19 protein-coding genes are annotated in these 18496 nt (G+C 69.2%); 11 read left to right on the plus strand and 8 right to left on the minus strand.

Going from position 1 to position 18496, the window contains the following annotated elements; genetic code table 11:
- Positions 1-341: 341 nt before the first annotated feature.
- From pxpA to pxpB, 3 genes are read right to left on the minus strand one after another with little or no spacing between them, the layout of a single operon-like run.
- Positions 342-1106 carry a 5-oxoprolinase subunit PxpA gene (gene pxpA, locus BLS50_RS09280; protein WP_006483671.1) on the minus strand — a complete coding sequence of 255 codons (765 nt, stop codon included), beginning with the start codon at positions 1104-1106 and terminating at the stop codon, positions 342-344.
- Between the two features lie 55 nt (positions 1107-1161).
- Complete coding sequence (locus tag BLS50_RS09285) at positions 1162-2229, minus strand: 5-oxoprolinase subunit C family protein (protein ID WP_011546428.1); 1068 nt, start codon at positions 2227-2229, stop codon at positions 1162-1164.
- Positions 2226-2882, minus strand: coding sequence for a 5-oxoprolinase subunit PxpB (gene pxpB / locus BLS50_RS09290; protein ID WP_006477548.1), 657 nt, complete (start codon positions 2880-2882; stop codon positions 2226-2228). The genes BLS50_RS09285 and pxpB overlap by 4 nt, the downstream gene beginning before the upstream one ends.
- A gap of 149 nt (positions 2883-3031) precedes the next feature.
- On the opposite strand from pxpB, the gene BLS50_RS09295 reads away from it, so the two are divergent.
- Positions 3032-3544, plus strand: a complete 513-nt coding sequence (locus BLS50_RS09295) for a winged helix DNA-binding protein (protein ID WP_006483173.1) — start codon at positions 3032-3034, stop codon at positions 3542-3544.
- Between the two features lie 73 nt (positions 3545-3617).
- Here BLS50_RS09295 and BLS50_RS09300 read toward each other — a convergent pair whose 3' ends face one another.
- Entirely contained in the window at positions 3618-4226 is a 609-nt protein-coding gene (locus tag BLS50_RS09300) for a 5-formyltetrahydrofolate cyclo-ligase (protein WP_006477550.1), read from the minus strand.
- Positions 4227-4234: 8 nt separating this feature from the next.
- On the opposite strand from BLS50_RS09300, the gene BLS50_RS09305 reads away from it, so the two are divergent.
- The 4 genes from BLS50_RS09305 to BLS50_RS09320 all read left to right on the plus strand — a co-directional run bounded on the left by BLS50_RS09305 (position 4235) and on the right by BLS50_RS09320 (position 9150).
- Entirely contained in the window at positions 4235-6187 is a 1953-nt protein-coding gene (locus tag BLS50_RS09305; RefSeq protein ID WP_034174350.1) for a lytic transglycosylase domain-containing protein, read from the plus strand.
- 50 nt (positions 6188-6237) lie between these two features.
- Positions 6238-7197, plus strand: a complete 960-nt coding sequence (locus BLS50_RS09310) for a complex I NDUFA9 subunit family protein (RefSeq protein WP_074802053.1) — start codon at positions 6238-6240, stop codon at positions 7195-7197.
- Positions 7198-7264: 67 nt separating this feature from the next.
- Entirely contained in the window at positions 7265-7912 is a 648-nt protein-coding gene (locus tag BLS50_RS09315) for a glutathione S-transferase family protein (RefSeq protein ID WP_069233272.1), read from the plus strand.
- Positions 7909-9150 carry a multifunctional CCA addition/repair protein gene (locus BLS50_RS09320; protein WP_074802054.1) on the plus strand — a complete coding sequence of 414 codons (1242 nt, stop codon included), beginning with the start codon at positions 7909-7911 and terminating at the stop codon, positions 9148-9150. Before BLS50_RS09315 ends, BLS50_RS09320 begins: the two co-directional genes overlap by 4 nt.
- Positions 9151-9200: 50 nt before the next feature.
- On the opposite strand, the gene BLS50_RS09325 is transcribed toward BLS50_RS09320, so the two are convergent.
- Complete coding sequence (locus BLS50_RS09325) at positions 9201-9980, minus strand: helix-turn-helix domain-containing protein (RefSeq protein ID WP_074802057.1); 780 nt, start codon at positions 9978-9980, stop codon at positions 9201-9203.
- A gap of 377 nt (positions 9981-10357) precedes the next feature.
- On the opposite strand from BLS50_RS09325, the gene BLS50_RS09330 reads away from it, so the two are divergent.
- Positions 10358-12208 carry a M24 family metallopeptidase gene (locus BLS50_RS09330; protein ID WP_074802059.1) on the plus strand — a complete coding sequence of 617 codons (1851 nt, stop codon included), beginning with the start codon at positions 10358-10360 and terminating at the stop codon, positions 12206-12208.
- A 56-nt stretch (positions 12209-12264) separates the two neighbouring features.
- On the opposite strand, the gene BLS50_RS09335 is transcribed toward BLS50_RS09330, so the two are convergent.
- The 3 genes from BLS50_RS09335 to flgA form a co-directional block, all read right to left on the minus strand.
- Complete coding sequence (locus tag BLS50_RS09335) at positions 12265-12705, minus strand: flagella synthesis protein FlgN (RefSeq protein WP_074802785.1); 441 nt, start codon at positions 12703-12705, stop codon at positions 12265-12267.
- Between the two features lie 76 nt (positions 12706-12781).
- On the minus strand, positions 12782-13111 hold the full coding sequence (gene flgM / locus BLS50_RS09340; RefSeq protein WP_011546419.1) for a flagellar biosynthesis anti-sigma factor FlgM: 330 nt from the start codon (positions 13109-13111) through the stop codon (positions 12782-12784).
- 117 nt (positions 13112-13228) lie between these two features.
- Entirely contained in the window at positions 13229-14458 is a 1230-nt protein-coding gene (gene flgA, locus BLS50_RS09345) for a flagellar basal body P-ring formation chaperone FlgA (protein ID WP_074802061.1), read from the minus strand.
- A gap of 204 nt (positions 14459-14662) precedes the next feature.
- On the opposite strand from flgA, the gene flgB reads away from it, so the two are divergent.
- Genes flgB through flgF form a run of 5 tightly spaced genes read left to right on the plus strand, consistent with a single transcriptional unit; the run spans position 14663 to position 18481 of the window.
- Entirely contained in the window at positions 14663-15151 is a 489-nt protein-coding gene (gene flgB / locus BLS50_RS09350) for a flagellar basal body rod protein FlgB (RefSeq protein WP_006485705.1), read from the plus strand.
- Positions 15152-15202: 51 nt separating this feature from the next.
- Entirely contained in the window at positions 15203-15628 is a 426-nt protein-coding gene (gene flgC / locus BLS50_RS09355) for a flagellar basal body rod protein FlgC (RefSeq protein ID WP_006477560.1), read from the plus strand.
- A gap of 59 nt (positions 15629-15687) precedes the next feature.
- Positions 15688-16434, plus strand: coding sequence for a flagellar hook assembly protein FlgD (gene flgD / locus BLS50_RS09360; protein ID WP_074802063.1), 747 nt, complete (start codon positions 15688-15690; stop codon positions 16432-16434).
- A 27-nt stretch (positions 16435-16461) separates the two neighbouring features.
- Complete coding sequence (flgE, locus tag BLS50_RS09365) at positions 16462-17703, plus strand: flagellar hook protein FlgE (RefSeq protein ID WP_011546415.1); 1242 nt, start codon at positions 16462-16464, stop codon at positions 17701-17703.
- A gap of 19 nt (positions 17704-17722) precedes the next feature.
- Positions 17723-18481 (plus strand): flagellar basal-body rod protein FlgF, encoded by a 759-nt coding sequence (gene flgF, locus BLS50_RS09370; protein WP_006477563.1) that lies wholly within the window; start codon positions 17723-17725, stop codon positions 18479-18481.
- Positions 18482-18496 lie beyond the last annotated feature (15 nt).

The raw sequence follows: 18496 nt of genomic DNA on the forward strand, positions 1-18496 counted from the left end.
TAAAGCGCGGGGTGAGCGTCGCCGGCACGTGAAGCACGTGCCGGCCGCGGAGAGTCTGCATGCACGGCGGGGCCAATCATCGTCGAACAACACATGCATGCGGGCCGACTTGCACATAAGCGACGTTCCGTCGTCTGACCGGGGAAGGCAGTGATCGGGCGGCGGCGGACGTTTTTTAATCCGGAATATTTTTCCGGTCACCGTTGAAAGACGGTTTCGGGGGGTGAATCGACAGACGGCGAAGCCGCACCGATTGCACCAACGGAAAAGCGCCACGAGGGCGCTTTTTTCTTTGGTGCGACGAAAACGTGCGGCGCGCGGGCCATGCGCCGAATGCTGCGTTACGCGCCTTCGTCGGCCTGCAGCGCGCCGGGTGCCACGACGTCGACGCCGGCGGCCTCGAGCGCCGCGCGGATTCGCTTCGCGAACGCCAGCGCATGCGGCCCGTCGCCATGCAGGCAGACGGTCTGCGCATTGAGCGGCACCCATTCGCCGCTCAGCGCGCGCACCTGCCGGTTGCGCACCATGTCGAGCGTGCGCGCGAGCACCGCATCTTCATCGTCGATCAACGCGCCGGGCAGGCTGCGCGGCACCAGCGAGCCGTCCGCGCGGTAGCCGCGATCGGCGAACACTTCCTCCACCGCCGCGAGCCCCGCCTGCCGCGCGGCCGCGATGAACACGCTGTTCGCGAGCCCGAACACCGCGAGCGACGGATCGAAATCGTGGATCGCGGACACCACCGCGTCGGCGATCAGCGGGTCGCGCGCGGCCTGGTTGTACAGCGCGCCGTGCGGTTTCACGTGCGCGATGCGGCCGCCCTCGGCCTGCGCGATCGCCGACAGCGCACCGAGCTGGTACAGCACGCCCGCATAGATGTCGCCGGCCGGCAGCTGCATTTCCTTGCGGCCGAAATTCTCCGGATCGTGGAAGCTCGGATGCGCGCCGATCGACACGCCTTTCTGCACGGCCCAGCGCACGCAGTCGCGCATCGCATTCGCGCCGCCTGCGTGCCATCCGCATGCGATGTTCGCCGACGTGACGAGGTCGAGCAGCGCCTCGTCCGATCCGCATCCTTCGCCGAGATCGGCATTCAGATCGATTTCCATATGTTCCTCGTCCACTGGTTGCGTGGCGCGTCCTTCGCGACTGCTTCCGCCATTGTCACGCCGCGCGCGATTGGGCGCGGCGGCGCGCTTCCTCGCGCATCTCGATCGCGACGTCGATCTGCCGCAGGTACGCCCGTTCCGCGACGAGGGCGGCGCGTGCGGCGTCGAGTGTCGTGCGCACGAAGCGGATCGGCAGGTTGAGCCGCGCCTGCGCGAGCTTCCACAGGTCGGCGCGGATCACCGTGCCGATCTTCGGGTAGCCGCCGGTGGTCTGCGCGTCGTGCATCAGCACGATCGGCTGGCCGTTCGGCGGCACCTGAATCGTGCCGGGCAGCACCGCGTGCGACAGCAGTTCGACCGGCCGCTCGCGCACGAGCTCGGCGCCGGCGAGCCGATAGCCCATCCGGTTGCTGTTCGCGGTGACGAGCCATTCCTCATCCCAGAACGCCTGCTGCGAATCGGCCGCGAACGACGCGTAATCGGGGCCCGGCAGCACGCGCACGGGCATCGCCCACGGCGCATGCACGGGGCGATGACGGCGCGGCGGCTCGTCGACGCGCACGAACGCGCACCACGCCGGCGCCTTCACGCCGAATTCCGGCGCATCGGCCGAAAGGCAGCCCGCGCCGGCCGGCGGCACGCCGACCGGGAGCCGGTCGCCGTCGCGCAGCGTGCGGCCGCCGAGGCCGCCGAAGCGCGACGCGAGATCGGTGCTGCGCGAGCCGAGCATCGGCAGCACGTCGATACCGCCCGCGATGCACAGGTAGCCGCGCATGCCGCGTTTCGCGGCCGGCAGCACGAGCGTCTGCCCGGCGTCGACCGGCAGGCTCCACCACGAATGCACGGGCTTGCCGTCGAGCGTCGCGCCGAACTCGGTGCCGGTGATCGCGATGCGCGTGGCGCGCGTGAAGCGGAACGTGGCGGGGCCGATCGTGATTTCGACGGCCGCCGCGTCGGGGCGGTTGCCGACCAGCCGGTTGCCGACTTCGAGCGCGAGGCCGTCGAGCGCGCCGCCCTGCGCGACGCCGAGATGGCGCGTGCCGCGGCGGCCGAGATCCTGCACGGTCGACAGCGGGCCGGCCCGCACGACCTCGATGGTGCCCGGTGCGTTGCTCTGGGTCATCGTGCGTCGACTCCCGCAATGGTGAAGCGCACGCGGTCGCCGGGCAGCAGCAGCGTCGGCTGCGGCCGCGCCGGGTCGAACAGCACCTGCGACGTGCGGCCGATCAGTTGCCAGCCGCCGGGCGACGTGGCCGGGTAGATACCCGTCTGCGCGCCGCCGATGCCGACCGAGCCGGCCGGCACCTCGAGGCGCGGCGCCGCGCGGCGCGGCATGTGCAGCGCGGCGTCAAGGCCGCCCAGATACGCGAAGCCCGGCTGGAAGCCGACGAAGAACACGACGTAGGCGCCGGCTGCGTGGCGTGCGACGACCTCGTCGGCCGACAGCCCCGTGTGGGCGGCGACGGCCGCCAGGTCGGGGCCGGCGGCACCGCCGTACTCGACCGGGATCTCGACCTCGCGGCCGTCCGCGTGCTCGACGTCGGCGGTCTCCCACGCGTCGCGCAGCGCGGGCGTGAGCGAGTCGGCCGTCGCGGCGAGCGCGTCGAACACGATGGTCAGGTTGTTCATGCCGGGGACGACGTCGATCACGTCGGGCCACGCGCGCGCGGCCTCGGCCACGGCCCAGACGCGGCGCTGGCAATCGAGCGTGGCGGGCGGCGGCACCTCGCAGACGAGGGCGGCATCGCCGAGCGGATAAATGCGGGGTTGCGTCATCGGACTGGCACGGTTCGGACGGCAATGTTAGCGCACATTGTCAATAAAATATCGACAACTTCTCAATAAGCGTTTTCGCCTAGCTCGTAGGCCGGGGCTTCTGGCGTACACTCGGGCACATCCTGTCATCCGGCTTGCGCCGCCTTTCCATGAAGCGTCCTGCGACCAAAATCGTGTCATCCGAACACCTCGTTTCCGATTCGAGCGCGGAGCTGTCGGAGCTCGAATACGGGCTCATCATGGCCGGCAACGCGTTCAACCGCTGGATGGTGCGCTGCATGTCGGCGGCGGGCGCGAAGGACATGACGGCGGTCGAGGTCTCGCTGCTGCATCACGTCAGCCATCGCGAACGCAAGAAGAAACTCGCCGACATCTGCTTCGTGCTCAATATCGAGGATACGCACGTCGCGACCTATGCGCTGAAAAAACTGATCGCCCGCGGCTATGTGAAGAGCGAGAAGAACGGCAAGGAAGTGTTCTTCTTCGCGACCGACGCGGGCCGCGACCTGTGCCTGAAGTACCGCGAGGTCCGAGAGCATTGCCTGATCGAGACGCTGAAGGACAGCGGCCTCACCAACGAGCAGATCGGCGACGCGGCGCAGTTGCTGCGCCACGCATCGGGCCTCTACGACACGGCCGCGCGGGCGGCGGCGTCACTGTAAACGATCGCGGAAACGGTCGGTCGCCGCGACACGCTCGCGGCAAGCCGCGACGATCGCGGCGCCGCGATCGTCATCATTCGGCGGCCGGGTAAAGCGCGGCGTCGGTGACGATCCAGCGTAACGCGAGATCGTGTGCTTCGGCCGGCAGCGCATCGACGCGGCACGCTTCGTACGCGATGCCGACCGTCACGGGCAGCGTGTCGCCCGGCCAGGCGGCGAGCGTGCGGTCGTAGTAGCCGCCGCCGTAGCCGAGCCGGTAGCGCTGCGCATCGAATCCTACACAGGGAATCAGCAAAAGATCGGGCACGACGACGATTCCCGACGCCGGTTCGGGAATCCGGTGATGACCTTCGCGCATCGGCGTGTGCGCATCCCATGCGTGGAAGGCGAGCGGCGTGTGACGTTCGCCGATCACCGGCAGCGCGGCGCACCGGCCGGCGCCCGCCGCGCACCATGCGAGCACCGCGTCGCGCGCATCGAATTCGCCCGGCAGCGGCCAGTAGAACCCGACCGTGCGCGGCGCCAGACGGTCGAGCAACGTGCGCAGCCGCGCGTCGAGCGCGGCATTCGCGGCGGGTTGCGACGCGGCGTCGCGACGGGCGCCGGACAGCGTTTTGCGCAGCGCAACCTTCGGGTTCGGCACAGGGTTGCGTGCTATGCTTTCGCTCACTTCGTGCTCCATTCAAAACGATGTCGAACAGCCTTTTCCGAGTATATCGCGCGGTCGCGCTGGCGCTTTCTGCCGCCGCGCTCGTCGCGGGCACGGCCGCATGTGCCGCACCGAACGACGACACGCTCGCCGGGGATGACCAGATCTTCGTGCAGCTTCGCGAAGCCGCACGCCGCAACGACGCCGCGAAGGCCGCGCAGCTCGCGTCGATGATCCCGAACTATCCGGTGCCGTCCTACGTCGAGTATTTCCAGATCAAGCCGCAGCTGTTCGATTCGACGGGCCGCGCGCGCGTCGATGCGCCGGACGCGCCCGTGCAGTCGTTCCTGCAGCGCTACGATGGCCAGGCGATCGCCGATCGCCTGCGCAACGACTACCTGCTCGTGCTCGGCGCGCGCCACGACTGGCGCAATTTCGACGACCAGTACAAGCGCTTCGTGCTCGACGACGATACGCAGGTCAAGTGCTATGCGCTCGAATCGCGCGCGGCGCGCAACGAGAACGTCGCCGATGCGGCGCGCGCGCTGCTCGTCGAGCCGAAGAACTACGGCGATGCGTGCGTCGACCTGATCACCGCGCTCACCGTCAATCAGCAGTTCACGAGCGACGACGTGTGGCAGCAGGCGCGCCTCGCGTACGAGCAGAACTACACGACGCTCGGCGGCAAGATCGTCGACGCGCTCGGCCCGCGCCCCGTTGGCTTCGACCAGGCGACGAGCGCGCCGCCGCTGTATCTCGCGCGCGGCGTCGGGCCTGACGCCGCGTCGCATCAGCTCGCGCTGATCGCGCTCGGCCGCATGGCGCGCAACGATCCGGACGCGGCCGCCGGGATGCTGACGACGGTCGCGCCTTCGCTGACCAAGCAGGAACAGGCGATCGCGTGGGGCGCGATCGGCTACCAGGGCGCGATCAAGCGCTCGCCGATGGCGTCGGTCTGGTATGCGAAGTCGGCGAACGCGCCGCTGTCGAACCCGGGCTACGAATGGCGCACGCGCGCCGCGCTGCTCGCCGGCAACTGGCCGATGGTGCGCTGGTCGATCGAGCAGATGCCGCCGTCGCTGCGCAACGATCCGGCGTGGATCTACTGGCACGCGCGCGCGCTCAAGCAGAGCGGCGACACGCTGCAGGCGAACCAGGAATTCGAGCAGGTCGCGGGCCAGTTCAACTTCTACGGGCAGTTGGCCGGCGAAGAGCTCGGCCAGCGCACGACGATCCCGCCGCGCACGAAGGTGAGCGACGCCGAGATCGACGCGATGGGCAAGATCCCGGGCTTCGCGCTCGCGCAGCGTTTCTATGCGCTGAACCTGCGCCTCGAAGGCAATCGCGAATGGAACTGGCCGCTGCGCGGGATGACCGATCGCCAGCTGCTCGCGGCCGCCGAATACGGCAAGCGCGTCGAGCTGCTCGACCGCACGGTCAACACGGCCGACCGCACGAAGGCCGAGCACGACTTCACGCTGCGCTATCCGTCGCCGTACCGCACGACCGTCGAGCGCTATGCGCAGTCGACGGGCCTCGACGTCGAGTGGGCGTACGGGCTGATCCGCCAGGAATCGCGCTTCATCATCAGCGCGCGTTCGTCGGTGGGGGCGGGCGGCCTGATGCAGCTGATGCCGGCGACGGCCCAGATGGTCGCGAAGAAGCTCGGCATGGGCACGATCTCGCGTGCGCAGATGCACGACATCGACACCAACATCCAGCTCGGCACCTGGTATCTCGCGGACATCTACAACAACTTCGACAGCTCGCCGGTGCTCGCCACCGCCGGTTACAACGCGGGCCCGGGCCGGCCGCGCCAGTGGCGCCAGGTGTTGACGCAGCCGGTCGAAGGCGCGATCTTCGCGGAGACGATTCCGTTCAACGAGACGCGCGACTACGTGAAGAACGTGCTGTCGAATACCGTCTACTACGCGGCGCTCTTCGAGGGCAAACCGCAGTCGTTGAAGAAACGTCTAGGCATGATCTCGCCCTGATACACGAACTGCCGCGCGAGACGCGGCAGTGTTCTTTTTAGGACTCGAACATGGATCGCCAGACCGTCGCGCTGCTGGGCGGCACCGGCTTCATCGGCAGCCGGCTCGTCAATGCGCTGATCGATGCCGGCAAGCACGTGCGGATCGGCACGCGGCGGCGCGACCACGCGCGCCACCTGCAGATGCTGCCGGTCGATATCGTCGAGCTCGACGCGCTCGATACGCGCACGCTCGCACGCTTCGTCGCCGGCGCGCACGCGGCGATCAACCTGGTCGGCGTGCTGCACGGCGGCCGTGGCATGCCGTACGGGCCGGGCTTCGAGCGCGCGCACGTCGCGCTGCCGGCCGCGCTGGCGACCGCCTGCAGCGAGGTCGGCGTGCGGCGCCTGCTGCACATGAGCGCGCTCGGCGCCGATTCGCACGGCGCGAGCATGTACCAGCGCTCGAAGGGCGATGGCGAAGCCGCGCTGCATGCAGTCGCGGCCACCGATTCGCTCGCGCTGACGATCTTCCGTCCGTCGGTCGTGTTCGGCCCCGGCGACGCTTTCCTCAACACGTTCGCGAACCTGCAGCGCACGGTGCCCGTGCTGCCGCTCGCGATGCCCGACGCGCGCTTCCAGCCGGTATTCGTCGGCGACGTCGTGCGCGCGTTCGTCAACACCCTCGATCTCGTCGGCGCGCACGGCAAGACCTACGAGCTCGGCGGCCCGACCGTCTACACGCTCGAGCAACTGGTGCGCTACTGCGGCACGCTGGTCGGCCGGCAGGCACGCATCGTGCGACTGCCCGACGCGCTTGCGCGGCTGCAGGCGAGCGTGTTCGAATGCCTGCCGGGCGAACCGGTGCTCACGCGCGACAATCTCGCGACGATGTCGGTGCCGAACGTGCTGTCGGGGCCGCTCGCGCCGGAACTCGGGATCTCGCCCGCGAGTCTCGAAAGCATCGCGCCCGCGTACCTCGGCGAAGCGAGCGGGCGCTCGCGGTTCGACTGGTTCCGCTCGCGTCGCTAGCCCCGCGCGCGGGGCGCTGCCGGCCGGCCTCTTTCTTTTCCTTTTTCGCATTTTCCGGAACCCCGTCATGAAGCTCGTCATTGGAGACAAGAACTACTCGTCGTGGTCGATGCGGCCGTGGCTGCTGCTCGCGCATTTCGGCATCCCGTTCGACGAGATCGTGGTCGAGCTGCGTCGCGACGACACGGCGGCGCGCATCCGCGAATACTCGCCGACCGGCAAGGTGCCGTGCCTCGTCGACGATCACGGCTTGGCGATCTGGGATTCGCTCGCGATCGCCGAGACGCTCGCCGAGCGCTATCCGCAATTCCCGATGTGGCCGGCCGACCCGCTCGCACGCGCGCATGCGCGCTGCGTATCCGCCGAAATGCATTCGGGCTTCGCGGCGCTGCGCACGCAGATGGGCATGAGCATCCGCGCGTCGATGCCGGGGCGCGGCGCGACGCCCGAGGCGCTCGCCGACGTCGCGCGCATCGACGCGCTGTGGAGCGAATGCATCGAGGCGTCGGGCGGGCCGTTCCTGTTCGGCGAATTCGGGATCGCCGATGCGATGTATGCGCCCGTCGTGATGCGCTTCAACACGTATGCGCCGGCGCTGTCGCCGGAGGCGGCCGGCTACGCGGCGCGGGTGACCGCGCTGCCGGCCGTGCAGCAGTGGATCGATGCCGCGCGCCGTGAAACCAACGTGATCGCCGAATACGAGCCGCAGCCATGAACATCTACGCAGTAGGCGGCGCGATCCGCGACGAATTGCTCGGCGTGCCGGTGCAGGACCGCGACTACGTGGTGGTCGGCGCGACGCCCGAGCAAATGACCGCGCAGGGCTTCCGGCCGGTCGGCAAGGATTTCCCGGTGTTCCTGCATCCGCAGACGCAGGAGGAGTACGCGCTGGCGCGCACCGAGCGCAAGACGGCGGCCGGCTATCACGGCTTCCAGTTCCACTACGCGCCGGACGTGACGCTCGACGAGGATCTCGCGCGGCGCGACCTGACGATCAACGCGATGGCGCGCGAGGTGAGCCCGGAAGGCGCGCTGGTCGGCCCGGTGATCGATCCGTTCGACGGGCAGGCCGACCTGCGTGCGCGCGTGTTCCGGCACGTGAGCGACGCATTCGTCGAGGACCCGGTGCGAATCCTGCGCATCGCGCGCTTTGCCGCGCGGTTCGCGGATTTCACGGTGGCGGACGAAACGCTCGCGCTGATGCGGCGGATGGTCGATGCGGGCGAGGTCGACGCGCTCGTGCCCGAACGCGTATGGCAGGAAATCGCGCGCGGGTTGATGGAAGCGAAGCCGTCGCGGATGTTCGCGGTGCTGCGCGACTGCGGCGCGCTCGCGCGCATCCTGCCCGAGGTCGACGCGCTGTGGGGCGTGCCGCAGCGCGCCGATTACCACCCGGAAGTCGATACCGGCGTGCACGTGATGATGGTCGTCGACTACGCGGCGAAGCAGGGCTATTCGCTGGCGGTGCGCTTCGCGGCGCTCACGCACGATCTCGGCAAGGGGACGACGCCCGCGGACGTGCTGCCGCGCCACGTCGGCCACGAAAGCCGCAGCGTCGAGCTGCTCAAGCCGTTGTGCGAGCGGCTGCGGGTGCCGAACGAATGCCGCGATCTCGCGCTGGTGGTCGCGCGCGAGCACGGCAACCTGCATCGCGTGATGGAGATGGGCGCGGCCGCGCTGGTGCGGCTCTTCGAGCGCAGCGACGCGCTGCGCAAGCCGGCGCGCTTCGCCGAGTTGCTGCAGGCCTGCGAATCGGATGCGCGCGGCCGGCTCGGGCTCGATGCGCAGCCGTATCCGCAGGCCGAGCGGCTGCGCGTCGCGCTCGCGGCGGCGCGCAGTGTCGACGCCGGCGCGATCGCACGCGGCATCGGCAACGATACGGAGAAGATCAAGGAAGCCGTGCATCGCGCACGAATCCAGGCCGTCGCGCAGGCGCTCGCGATCGGCGAGTAGTCGGCAAGTGACAGGCAAGTAGCAGGCGCGGCCTGCGCGCCGGCCAGCCGTTACTGTTTCTTCTTGCGCGCCGGAGTCGCGGCCGCCGGGCGTTTGCCGGCGGCGGCGCGCGGCTTCGCCGCCGCCTTCTTTTCGGCTGCGCCTGCCCTGGACGGCCGTGCCGCGGCGGCGTCGCGGTCATCCCGTTTGGACGCCGGCGCGCGCCGGCTCACGCGCGGCTCGCCGGGCTTCGACTGCCTGATTTCCGTCGTCGCGGATACGAATTCCGCACCACTGTCGTCGAACAGCGGCAGCGTGCTGACGGTGATCAACTCGGCCGGCCCGCCGCCGACATTGGCCACGCGATGCCGCTTGCGCGCGTCGAAGTGCAGCGAGTCGCCGGGCGTCAGCGGGTAATTCTTCTTGCCGACCGTGTAGCAGACGCGGCCCGCCAGCACGTACACGAATTCATCGCCGCCGTGCGCGACCCATTCCGACCGGTAGCCTTCCATCATCTGCACCTTCAGCGCGTTGATCTGGCTGCCGTCGAACGTGGTCGACAGCCGCTCGTACCACTGCGACGCGGCGTCGAGCGCGTACGGCTTGCGGCTGCCCTCGTGCGAATCGGGCTGCGCCTGGCGAGGCTGCTCGATCAGCGTGCCGAGCGGCACCCCCAGCGCCTTCGCGACGTTGACGAGCGACGACAGCGAGATGCCCGTCAGATGGCGCTCGACCTGCGACAGGAACCCGACCGACAGGTTCGCTTCGGTCGCGACTTCCAGCAGCGTCTTCTTCGCTTCCCGGCGCAGGCGGCGAATGCGCTGGCCGATACGCATGAGGTCTGAATCCATGAATCTCTTTCGTGGCAACGAGTCGGGGCGCGGGCAAAGGGGCCGTGCGGCCGCCCGGGGGCGGCGAGGCCGGCGCATTGTACCGCGCAGCGTCGCGGCGGCGAATCGGCGTTGTGCCGGAATCCGCAGGCGGCACGCCGATTTTAGTCCTACGAAAATCTTGGCTTGACCTCGATTTCGACGTGCTCTAGATTCTGTCGCGCATCAAACAAAGTTAAGTGAGACAAAAATTTTACCGAAGGCCTGCCTCTCGGCCGGCGGCGCGGCCCGGCCGCGCGTCGTGCCGCGCGTGACCTGCGCCGCAACGACGTGCCGTGCCGGCGCGCGATGCCGCGGCACGCCGCCGGCCGCCGACAACAATGAATAACGGGCATCCGATGATCGATCGACTGAAATACAGCTTCTCCGGCCTTCCCCCGTACGACGCGTCCGTCGCCGCTACGCAGGCCGGCCTGTCGCGCCTGCTCGATGCCGCGCGACTCGATGCGGTGCTGATCACGTCGCAGGACGAATACGTGACCGAGTACCTGCCGCGCGGCAACAACCCGCGCTACGCGGTGTCCGGCTTCGACGGCTCGGCCGGCTGCGGAATCTTCCTGAGCGCGGCGACCGCGCAGGCGCTCGATCTGCCGCCGTTCGTGCTGTTCGTCGACGGCCGCTATCACTTTCAGGCCGACGAGCAGTGCGATCCGGCGCGCGTGCGCGTCGAGAAGCTCGGCATGAACGTGACGATCTGGCAGGCGATGGCCGACTGGCTGCTCGCGCACGCGAGCCGGCTCGCGCGGGTCGGCTACGACGCGCGGCGGATCAGCGTCGCGCAGCGCAACCGGCTGTTCGAGCAGACGCAGGCCGCGTCGCTCGACTGGACGAGCTTCGCCGAGCGCGAGATCGACCGGGCGATCGCGCTGCCGGGCTGGAACGTCGAGCGGCCGATCTTCGAGATCCCGGCAGCGATGACCGGCCTGAGCGTCGTGCAGAACCTCGACGCGCTGAACCGCCGGCTCGCCGCGCATACCGGCGCGGCCGACGGCAAGACCGCGTTCTTCACCTGCGCGTCGGACGATCTCGCGTATCTGCTGAACAGCCGCGGCTATCACATCCCGAATGCATCGTCGCACCTCGGCTTCCTGTTCGCGGTCGGCGGGCGGGTGGCGCTGTTCCTCCCGGAAGGCTGCGACCGCTGCGAGGTCGCGCTCGATTCGTATCCGGCGCTGCAGGTGATCCGGCGCGATGTCGCGGCGCTCGAGCGCTTCCTCGCGCAGTTCGCCGTCGAGCACGTGTGCTACGGCTTCGAATCGGTGAACTGCGCGCTCGTCGACGCGGTGAAGCGGGTGTGGCCGCACGCGCGGCATGCCGATTTCAACCCGGTCGAGGCGCTGCGGGCGAGCAAGACGCCGGCGGTGCTCGACCGGTTCCGCGACGCGTTCGCGCGCAGCTGCGCGGCGATCGCCGAGACGATGCGCTGGGCGAAGACCGGCGAGCCGGGCGTGCGCCACACCGAGTACGACCTCGCGCGCCGGATCAACGACGCGTACGGCGCACGCTCCGCGGTCGCGCTGTCGTTTCCGTCGATCGCGGCGAACGGCGCGAACAGCGCGTTCGCGCATTACACGGCGGCGAGCGCCGACGTCGAGCTGACCGAAGGCGAACTCGTGCTGCTCGACAGCGGCGCGTACTACGAAGCCGGCTTCGCGACGGACTGCACGCGCGTCGTGCTGCGCCGCACGCGGCCGGACACGGTCGCGCAGCCGTGGCAGCGCGAGATCTACACGGTCGCGCTGAAGGCCTGCATCAAGGGGCTCGTCACCCGCTTTCCGGCCACCGCGACGGGCGGCGACGTCGATGCGCTGGTGCGGCAGGTGTGCCGCGACCATGGCCACGATTTCGGCCACGGCACCGGGCACGGCGTCGGGATTCACGTGCACGAGGGCGGCGTGCGGTTCGCGCCGGGCGCGACGTACGGGCTGGTGCCGAATGCGGTGATTTCGGTCGAGCCGGGCATCTACCTGCCGGGCAAGGGCGGCGTGCGGATCGAGAACATCGTGATCGTGCGGGCGGACGACGCGCAGCCCGGCACCGTGACGTTCGAGAACATCGTGACGGTCGGCTACGACTGGGACCTGATCGATCTGGATCTGCTGGACGACGCCGAGCGCGCGTACCTGCGCGACTACGAGCGGCTGTGCGTGGAACGCGGCACGCAGGTCACTGCGTGTCCGCTGTTGTAACGAAGGGGAAGCAGCGACGCGGCCGCCGGGCGGCCGCGCGGCGCGCCGTCAGCCGGTCAGCGCGTGAGCGCCGACACGCGTCCGTCGGGGCCGTACACGCCGGCCGGCGCGGGCGCCGAGCGCAGCACCGCGAGCGCGCGCTCGTTGTAGTCCATCCGGATCCGGATCAGCATCCCGTTGTTCGCGTTGGCCTGGCGCGCGCGTTCGGCGGCCTGTTGCAGCAGTTGCCAGCGGCTCGCGAGGCGCGCGTCGCGCTCGGCCGCCTGGTCCATGCCTTTCTTGCCGGCCGGAAAGCCGAGCGCGGAAAGCTGCGTGTCGCGCGTGCGTTCGAGCTGCGCGAGCCGGTCGATCAATGCGCTTTTCTTCTCGACGATCCCGGGCAGCATCTCGAGCGGCTCGGCCGTCGTCAGCGCCTTTTCCTCGTAGGCGAGCAGGGACGCGAACGCTTCGACCGTCGCGTGTTCGTCGTTGACCGTGGCCAGCAGCTCTTCTCTCATCGCGTCATGCTCGTCACGCCGGTGCGCGGGATGGCCGCACGCCGGCAAACCGGGTGAACCGGCCACGAGGCCGGGATTAGCTGCCCTGCGGGCGCTGCTGCTGCAGCAGTTCGCGGGCGGTGTTCAATACGCCGTCGGCAATCTTGTTCGCGTCGATCGTCAGCGTGCCGTTGTTCAGCGCGTCCTTGATCGACTGGACCAGGCCCGTGTCGATATCGGCGTCGCCCGACGCGGAGACCGAACGCAACTGGCCGGACAGACCCGACAGGTTCACGGTCGTGTCGCCGCCGCTCGATCCTGCATCGGCTGCCTGCGCGGACGACTGGGCCGTGCCGGACGGCGCACGGGCCGCGCCGTTGCCGGTCGGCGCGAGGGGGCTCGGTTTCGGAGTGGAATCGATCTTCACGATGGGTTTCCTGTACGGTTTGACCCAGATAACGGCCGGGTCGGCCCGAACTTTAGCATCGCGAGCCCGAAATGCTCCGAATAAACAATTCTTTACATTCTTGCGGCAGATCCGTCCCTACAGCGGAATTTCCACGGTGCCGGCGTCCTTGACGATCGCCGTGACGATCTGCCCGGCCGCCATCCGCACCCGCACCGACTGGCCCGGCGCCGCATTCGCGAGCACGCTGCCTTCGGCCGAAATCGTGAAGCCGGGGCCGGCCGCGACGACCCGCACCGTCTGGCCGGCCGACACCGACGCCGCGCTCTTCAGCATGTCCTGCCGCAGCGGCAGCCCGGCCGAGATGCGCGCGAGCGCGGTCGCGCCGATCGCCTGTGCCGGATCGGTGATCACCGCGAGCGGCATGACCGTCAGGTCGCCGTCGCGTGCGACCAGGTCGGCCGCAGAGAGCGGCTCGCCGGGCGCGATCTGGCGCGCGGCGACGTAATAGGTGGCCTGCACGGCGACCTTCGCCTGCAGGTAGACGGTCCACGGCCGCTCGCCCGCGCAGCGCACGCCGACCGTCGTGCGGCCCCACAGGCGCGCGCCGGTCGGCAGGAACGGTTCGAGCGTCGTGCACGCGGCGAGCCCGCGCGGAAAGGCGGTCGTGACCGTCGCGGTGGTCTTGCCGGGCAGGCCGGCGATCTGCTGCTGCAGGAACGCGAGCGCCGCGCGCCGGATCGTTTCGGGGTCTTGCTGGCCGGGCGGCGTCGCGGGTTGGGCCGTGGGCTGGGCCGCGACGGTAGCCGGAGCCGGGCGGGCCGAAGCGGCCGCCGTGCGCGGCGCCGTTGCCGAGGCTGCACGGGCTGCCGCGAAGCGGGCGGCAGCGGCCGGTTGCGGCGCAGGCCGTGCGGAATTCGCGGCAGGCTCGGCCGTGCCGGCGACGACCGTCGCGATGGCGGCAGGGTCGACAGCGCGCGGCGGCGCACCGTACCCGGCATTCGCGCGGGCGGCTGCGTAGACCGGAGCCGGCGCAGCGGCCGGCGGCGGAACGCTCGTCACGACCATCTGGCTGGCCGGTTGCGCCGCGTAGTCGCTGCCGGTCGCGGCGCTCGCCCCGCCAACCGCGCGCTGCAGGCCTGAGGCCGAAGCCGAAGCGACGCCCGCATTCCCGCCGAACTGCCCGCCGCTCGCCGCATTGGCGTGCGCGAGCGCGGTTTCGGCCGTCTCGCCGCGTCCGGGAATCACGATCATCCCGTCGTCCGCATGGGCGGCAGGCGCGGCGATCCACAGCGCCGCGGCGAGCGCGAACGCGCGCCGGACGTGCGTGAGCCGCCCGTTCCTGTCGCGAAGTGCGTCGCCCGTCATCGCCGTGTCCTCGATCCGTTGATCCGCTTCGCATTCTAGGGAGCCGGGGCGTCGCGCAAACGATGAATAGAGGGGGCCTTTGCCGCGTTATTCGCCCGATTGCCGGTTGCGTCCCGCGCCTACCATCGCTGTCATGGAAAAAAGCCTCTCGGGTCGCCATCCGGTGCGAGGGGCGTGCAGCGCTTCATACGGAGAGACGCACACATGCTGGACAAACTCGATGCGGAATTCGCGTTCGGCCGACAGGCGCTCGACGTGCGCGCCTACCGGCAGGAACTGCTGTCGTCGAACATCGCGAACGCAGACACGCCCGGCTACCAGGCCCGCGACGTCGATTTCGCGTCGACGCTCGCGCGCTCGCTGAAGCAGACGAGCGGCGGCCTGGCGCCGAGCAACGCCGCGCAACTGCCGATGACGCAGCCGGCCGGCGTGACGAGCGGCATGTCGATGGTGTCGACGGCGCCGGGCCACATGGCCGGCACCGCGAAGCTGATCCCGACCGGCGGCCCGGCGGACGACTACGGCCGCGCGCAATACCGGATGCCGCTGCAGCCGTCGCTCGACGGCAACACGGTCGATCTCGACGTCGAGCGCGTGCAGTTCGCGAACAACGCGCTGCACTACGAAACCGGGATGACCGTGATGACCCAGCAGATCAAGGCGATGATCGCCGCGATCACGACGAACTCGTAACGAACTCGTAAGCGCCGCTTCCGAATCCGGACCCCAGCACAAGGAGCCTCCATGCCTTCGTTGATGAACATCTTCGGCGTCGCCGGTTCGGCGCTGTCCGCGCAATCGCAGCGCCTGAACGTCACCGCGTCGAACCTCGCGAACGCCGACAGCGCGACCGGCCCCGACGGCAAGCCGTACAAGGCCAAGCAGGTCGTGTTCGCGACCGACCCGCTGGGCGGCGCGCGCACCGCGTCCGGCCAGGGCGTGGGCGGCGTGCGCGTGACCAAGGTGATGGACGACCCGTCGCCGATGAAATCGACCTACGACCCGGCGAACCCGGCCGCCGACGCGAACGGCTACGTGCAGATGCCGAACGTCGACCCGGTACAGGAGATGGTGAACATGATCTCGGCGTCGCGCTCGTACCAGGCCAACGTCGAGACGCTGAACACCGCGAAGACGCTGATGCTCAAGACGCTGACGATCGGCTCGTAAGCCGCGCGCCGCCGACCTGACCGACCCGACACCGACAGTTCCGACAGAAGGCCAACAGGATGACTTCCTCCAACACGACGATCGGCAGCAACGGCACCAGCGTGTCGACGCTGCCGACCGACACGATGAACACCAACAACGTGTCGTCGACCAACGGCACGTCGGCGAGCGACCTGCAGGCGACGTTCCTGAAGCTGCTCGTCACGCAACTGCAGAACCAGGACCCGACCAGCCCGGTCGACAGCTCGCAGATGACGTCGCAGCTCGCACAGATCAACACGGTGAGCGGCATCGCGCAACTGAACACGTCGCTCACGTCGCTGTCGACGCAGCTCGCGGCCGGCCAGCAGACGCAGGCCGCGCTGCTGATCGGCACGAACGTGCTCGCGCCGGGCAACTCGGTCGCGGTGAAGAGCGGCGCGGCGTCGCCGTTCGGCGTGTCGCTCGCGAGCTCGGTGTCGAACCTGACGATCACCGTGAAGAACTCGGCGGGCGCCGTCGTGAACACGATCAACGCGGGCGCGCAGTCGGCCGGCACCGTGCCGTTCAACTGGACCCCGACCGACGCGGCCGGCAACGCGCTGCCGGACGGCGCGTATACGGTCAGCGCGTCGTACACCAACAGCGCCGGCACGCCGCAGGCGGCCACGACGCTCGCGGCCGCGCAGGTGCAGAGCGTGGTCAAGCAGGCGGACGGCACCGCGGGGCTCGTGCTGTCGAACGGCACGACGGTGGGGCTCACCCAGGTTGCGTCGATCTTCCCGAACACGAAGTCGTCCTCGTCCGGCGACACCACCACCAACTGATCGAGCTTTCCCGTAACGGAGAACGAAATGGGTTATCAACAGGGTCTGAGCGGCCTCTCGGGCGCATCGAACGCGCTCGACGTGATCGGCAACAACATCGCGAACGCGAACACGGTCGGCTTCAAGTCGAGCACCGCGCAGTTCGCCGACATGTACGCGAACTCGGTCGCGACGTCGGTCAACACGCAGATCGGCATCGGCACGACGCTGAACTCGGTGCAGCAGCAGTTCGGCCAGGGCACGATCAACACGACGAACTCGTCGCTCGACGTCGCGATCAACGGCAACGGCTTCTTCCAGATGTCGAACAACGGCGTGACGACGTACTCGCGCGACGGCACGTTCCAGCGCGACAAGAACGGCTACATCGTCAACGCGCAGGGCATGAACCTGATGGGTTACATGGCCGACAAGAACGGCGTGCTCAACACCGCGCAGACCGTGCCGCTGCAGGCGCCGACCACCAACATCGCGCCGACCGCGACGACCAAGATCACCGGCCAGTTCAACCTGAACTCGCAGGACACGGTGCCGGCCAAGACGCCGTTCAACGCGACCGACACCACGACGTACAACTACTCGACGTCGATCCAGGTGTACGACTCGCTCGGCGGCTCGCAGGCGGTCAACATGTACTTCGTGAAGTCGGCGGCCGGCACGTGGGAAGCGTACGCGGGCGTGCAGGGCGGCGCGACGAACGATCTCGGCACGATCACGTTCGATACGTCGGGCGCGATCAAGAGCACGACGACGGGCACGCCGGCCACGCCGACCGCGTCGCTCGGCCAGTTCCAGTTCACCGTGCCGAACACCGACGGCTCGGCGACGCCGCAGAATCTCACGCTCGACCTGACCGGCACGACGCAGTACGGCGGCAAGGACGGCGTGAACAACCTCGCGCAGGACGGCTACGCGAGCGGCACGCTCACCACCTATTCGATCGGCACCGACGGCAAGCTGACCGGCAACTACTCGAACGGCCAGACCGCCGTGCTCGGCCAGATCGCGCTCGCGAACTTCAACAACCCGAACGGGCTGGTGAACCTCGGCGGCAACCAGTATGCGGAATCGGCCGCATCGGGCGTGCCGCAGGTGTCGGCGCCGGGCAGCACGAACCACGGCACGCTGCAGGGCAGCGCGCTCGAGAACTCGAACGTCGACCTGACGTCGCAGCTCGTCAACCTGATCACCGCGCAGCGCAACTACCAGGCGAACGCGCAGACGATCAAGACGCAGCAGACCGTCGACCAGACGCTCATCAACCTGTAAGCGCGGATAACCGGCAGCCATGGACCGACTGATCTATACGGCGATGACGGGCGCGTCGCAGTCGCTCGACCAGCAGGCGATCGTCGCGAACAACCTCGCGAATGCGTCGACGACGGGCTTTCGCGCGCAGCTCGCGACGTATCGCGCGGTGCCGATGAATTTCGGCGACGGCAGCAACATCGACCCGACGACGACGCGCACCTACGTGCTCGCGTCGACGCCCGGCGCCGATTACGCGCCGGGTCCGATCACGCGCACCGGCAATCCGCTGGACGTCGCCGTGCAGGGCCCGGGCTGGCTGTCGGTGCAGACGGCCGACGGCAGCGAGGCGTACACGCGCGCCGGCAACCTGCACGTCGACGAGAACGGCCAGCTCGTCAACGCGAGCAACCTGCCGGTGATCGGCAACGGCGGCCCGATCTCGGTGCCGCCGAACGCGGAAGTGACGATCGGCAAGGACGGCACGGTGTCCGCGCTGATGCCGGGCGACCCGCCGACCGCGGTCGCGATCGTCGACCAGATGAAGCTCGTCAATCCCGATGCGGCCACGCTCACGCGCGGCAACGACGGGTTGTTCCGCACCGCCGACGGCAATCCGGCCGACGTCGACCCGAACGTGGTCGTCACGCCGAATTCGCTCGAAGGCAGCAACGTGAACCCGGTGACCGCGATGGTCGCGATGATCGACAACGCCCGGGCATTCCAGCTGCAGTCGAAGCTGATCCAGACGGCCGACCAGAACGAGCAGACGGCGAACCAGCTGCTCAACTTCAGCTGAGCGCCCGCGCCAGCC

It is taken from the genome of Burkholderia orbicola (genome assembly GCF_900100915.1).
In the GTDB taxonomy this organism is placed as follows: Bacteria; Pseudomonadota; Gammaproteobacteria; order Burkholderiales; family Burkholderiaceae; genus Burkholderia; species Burkholderia orbicola.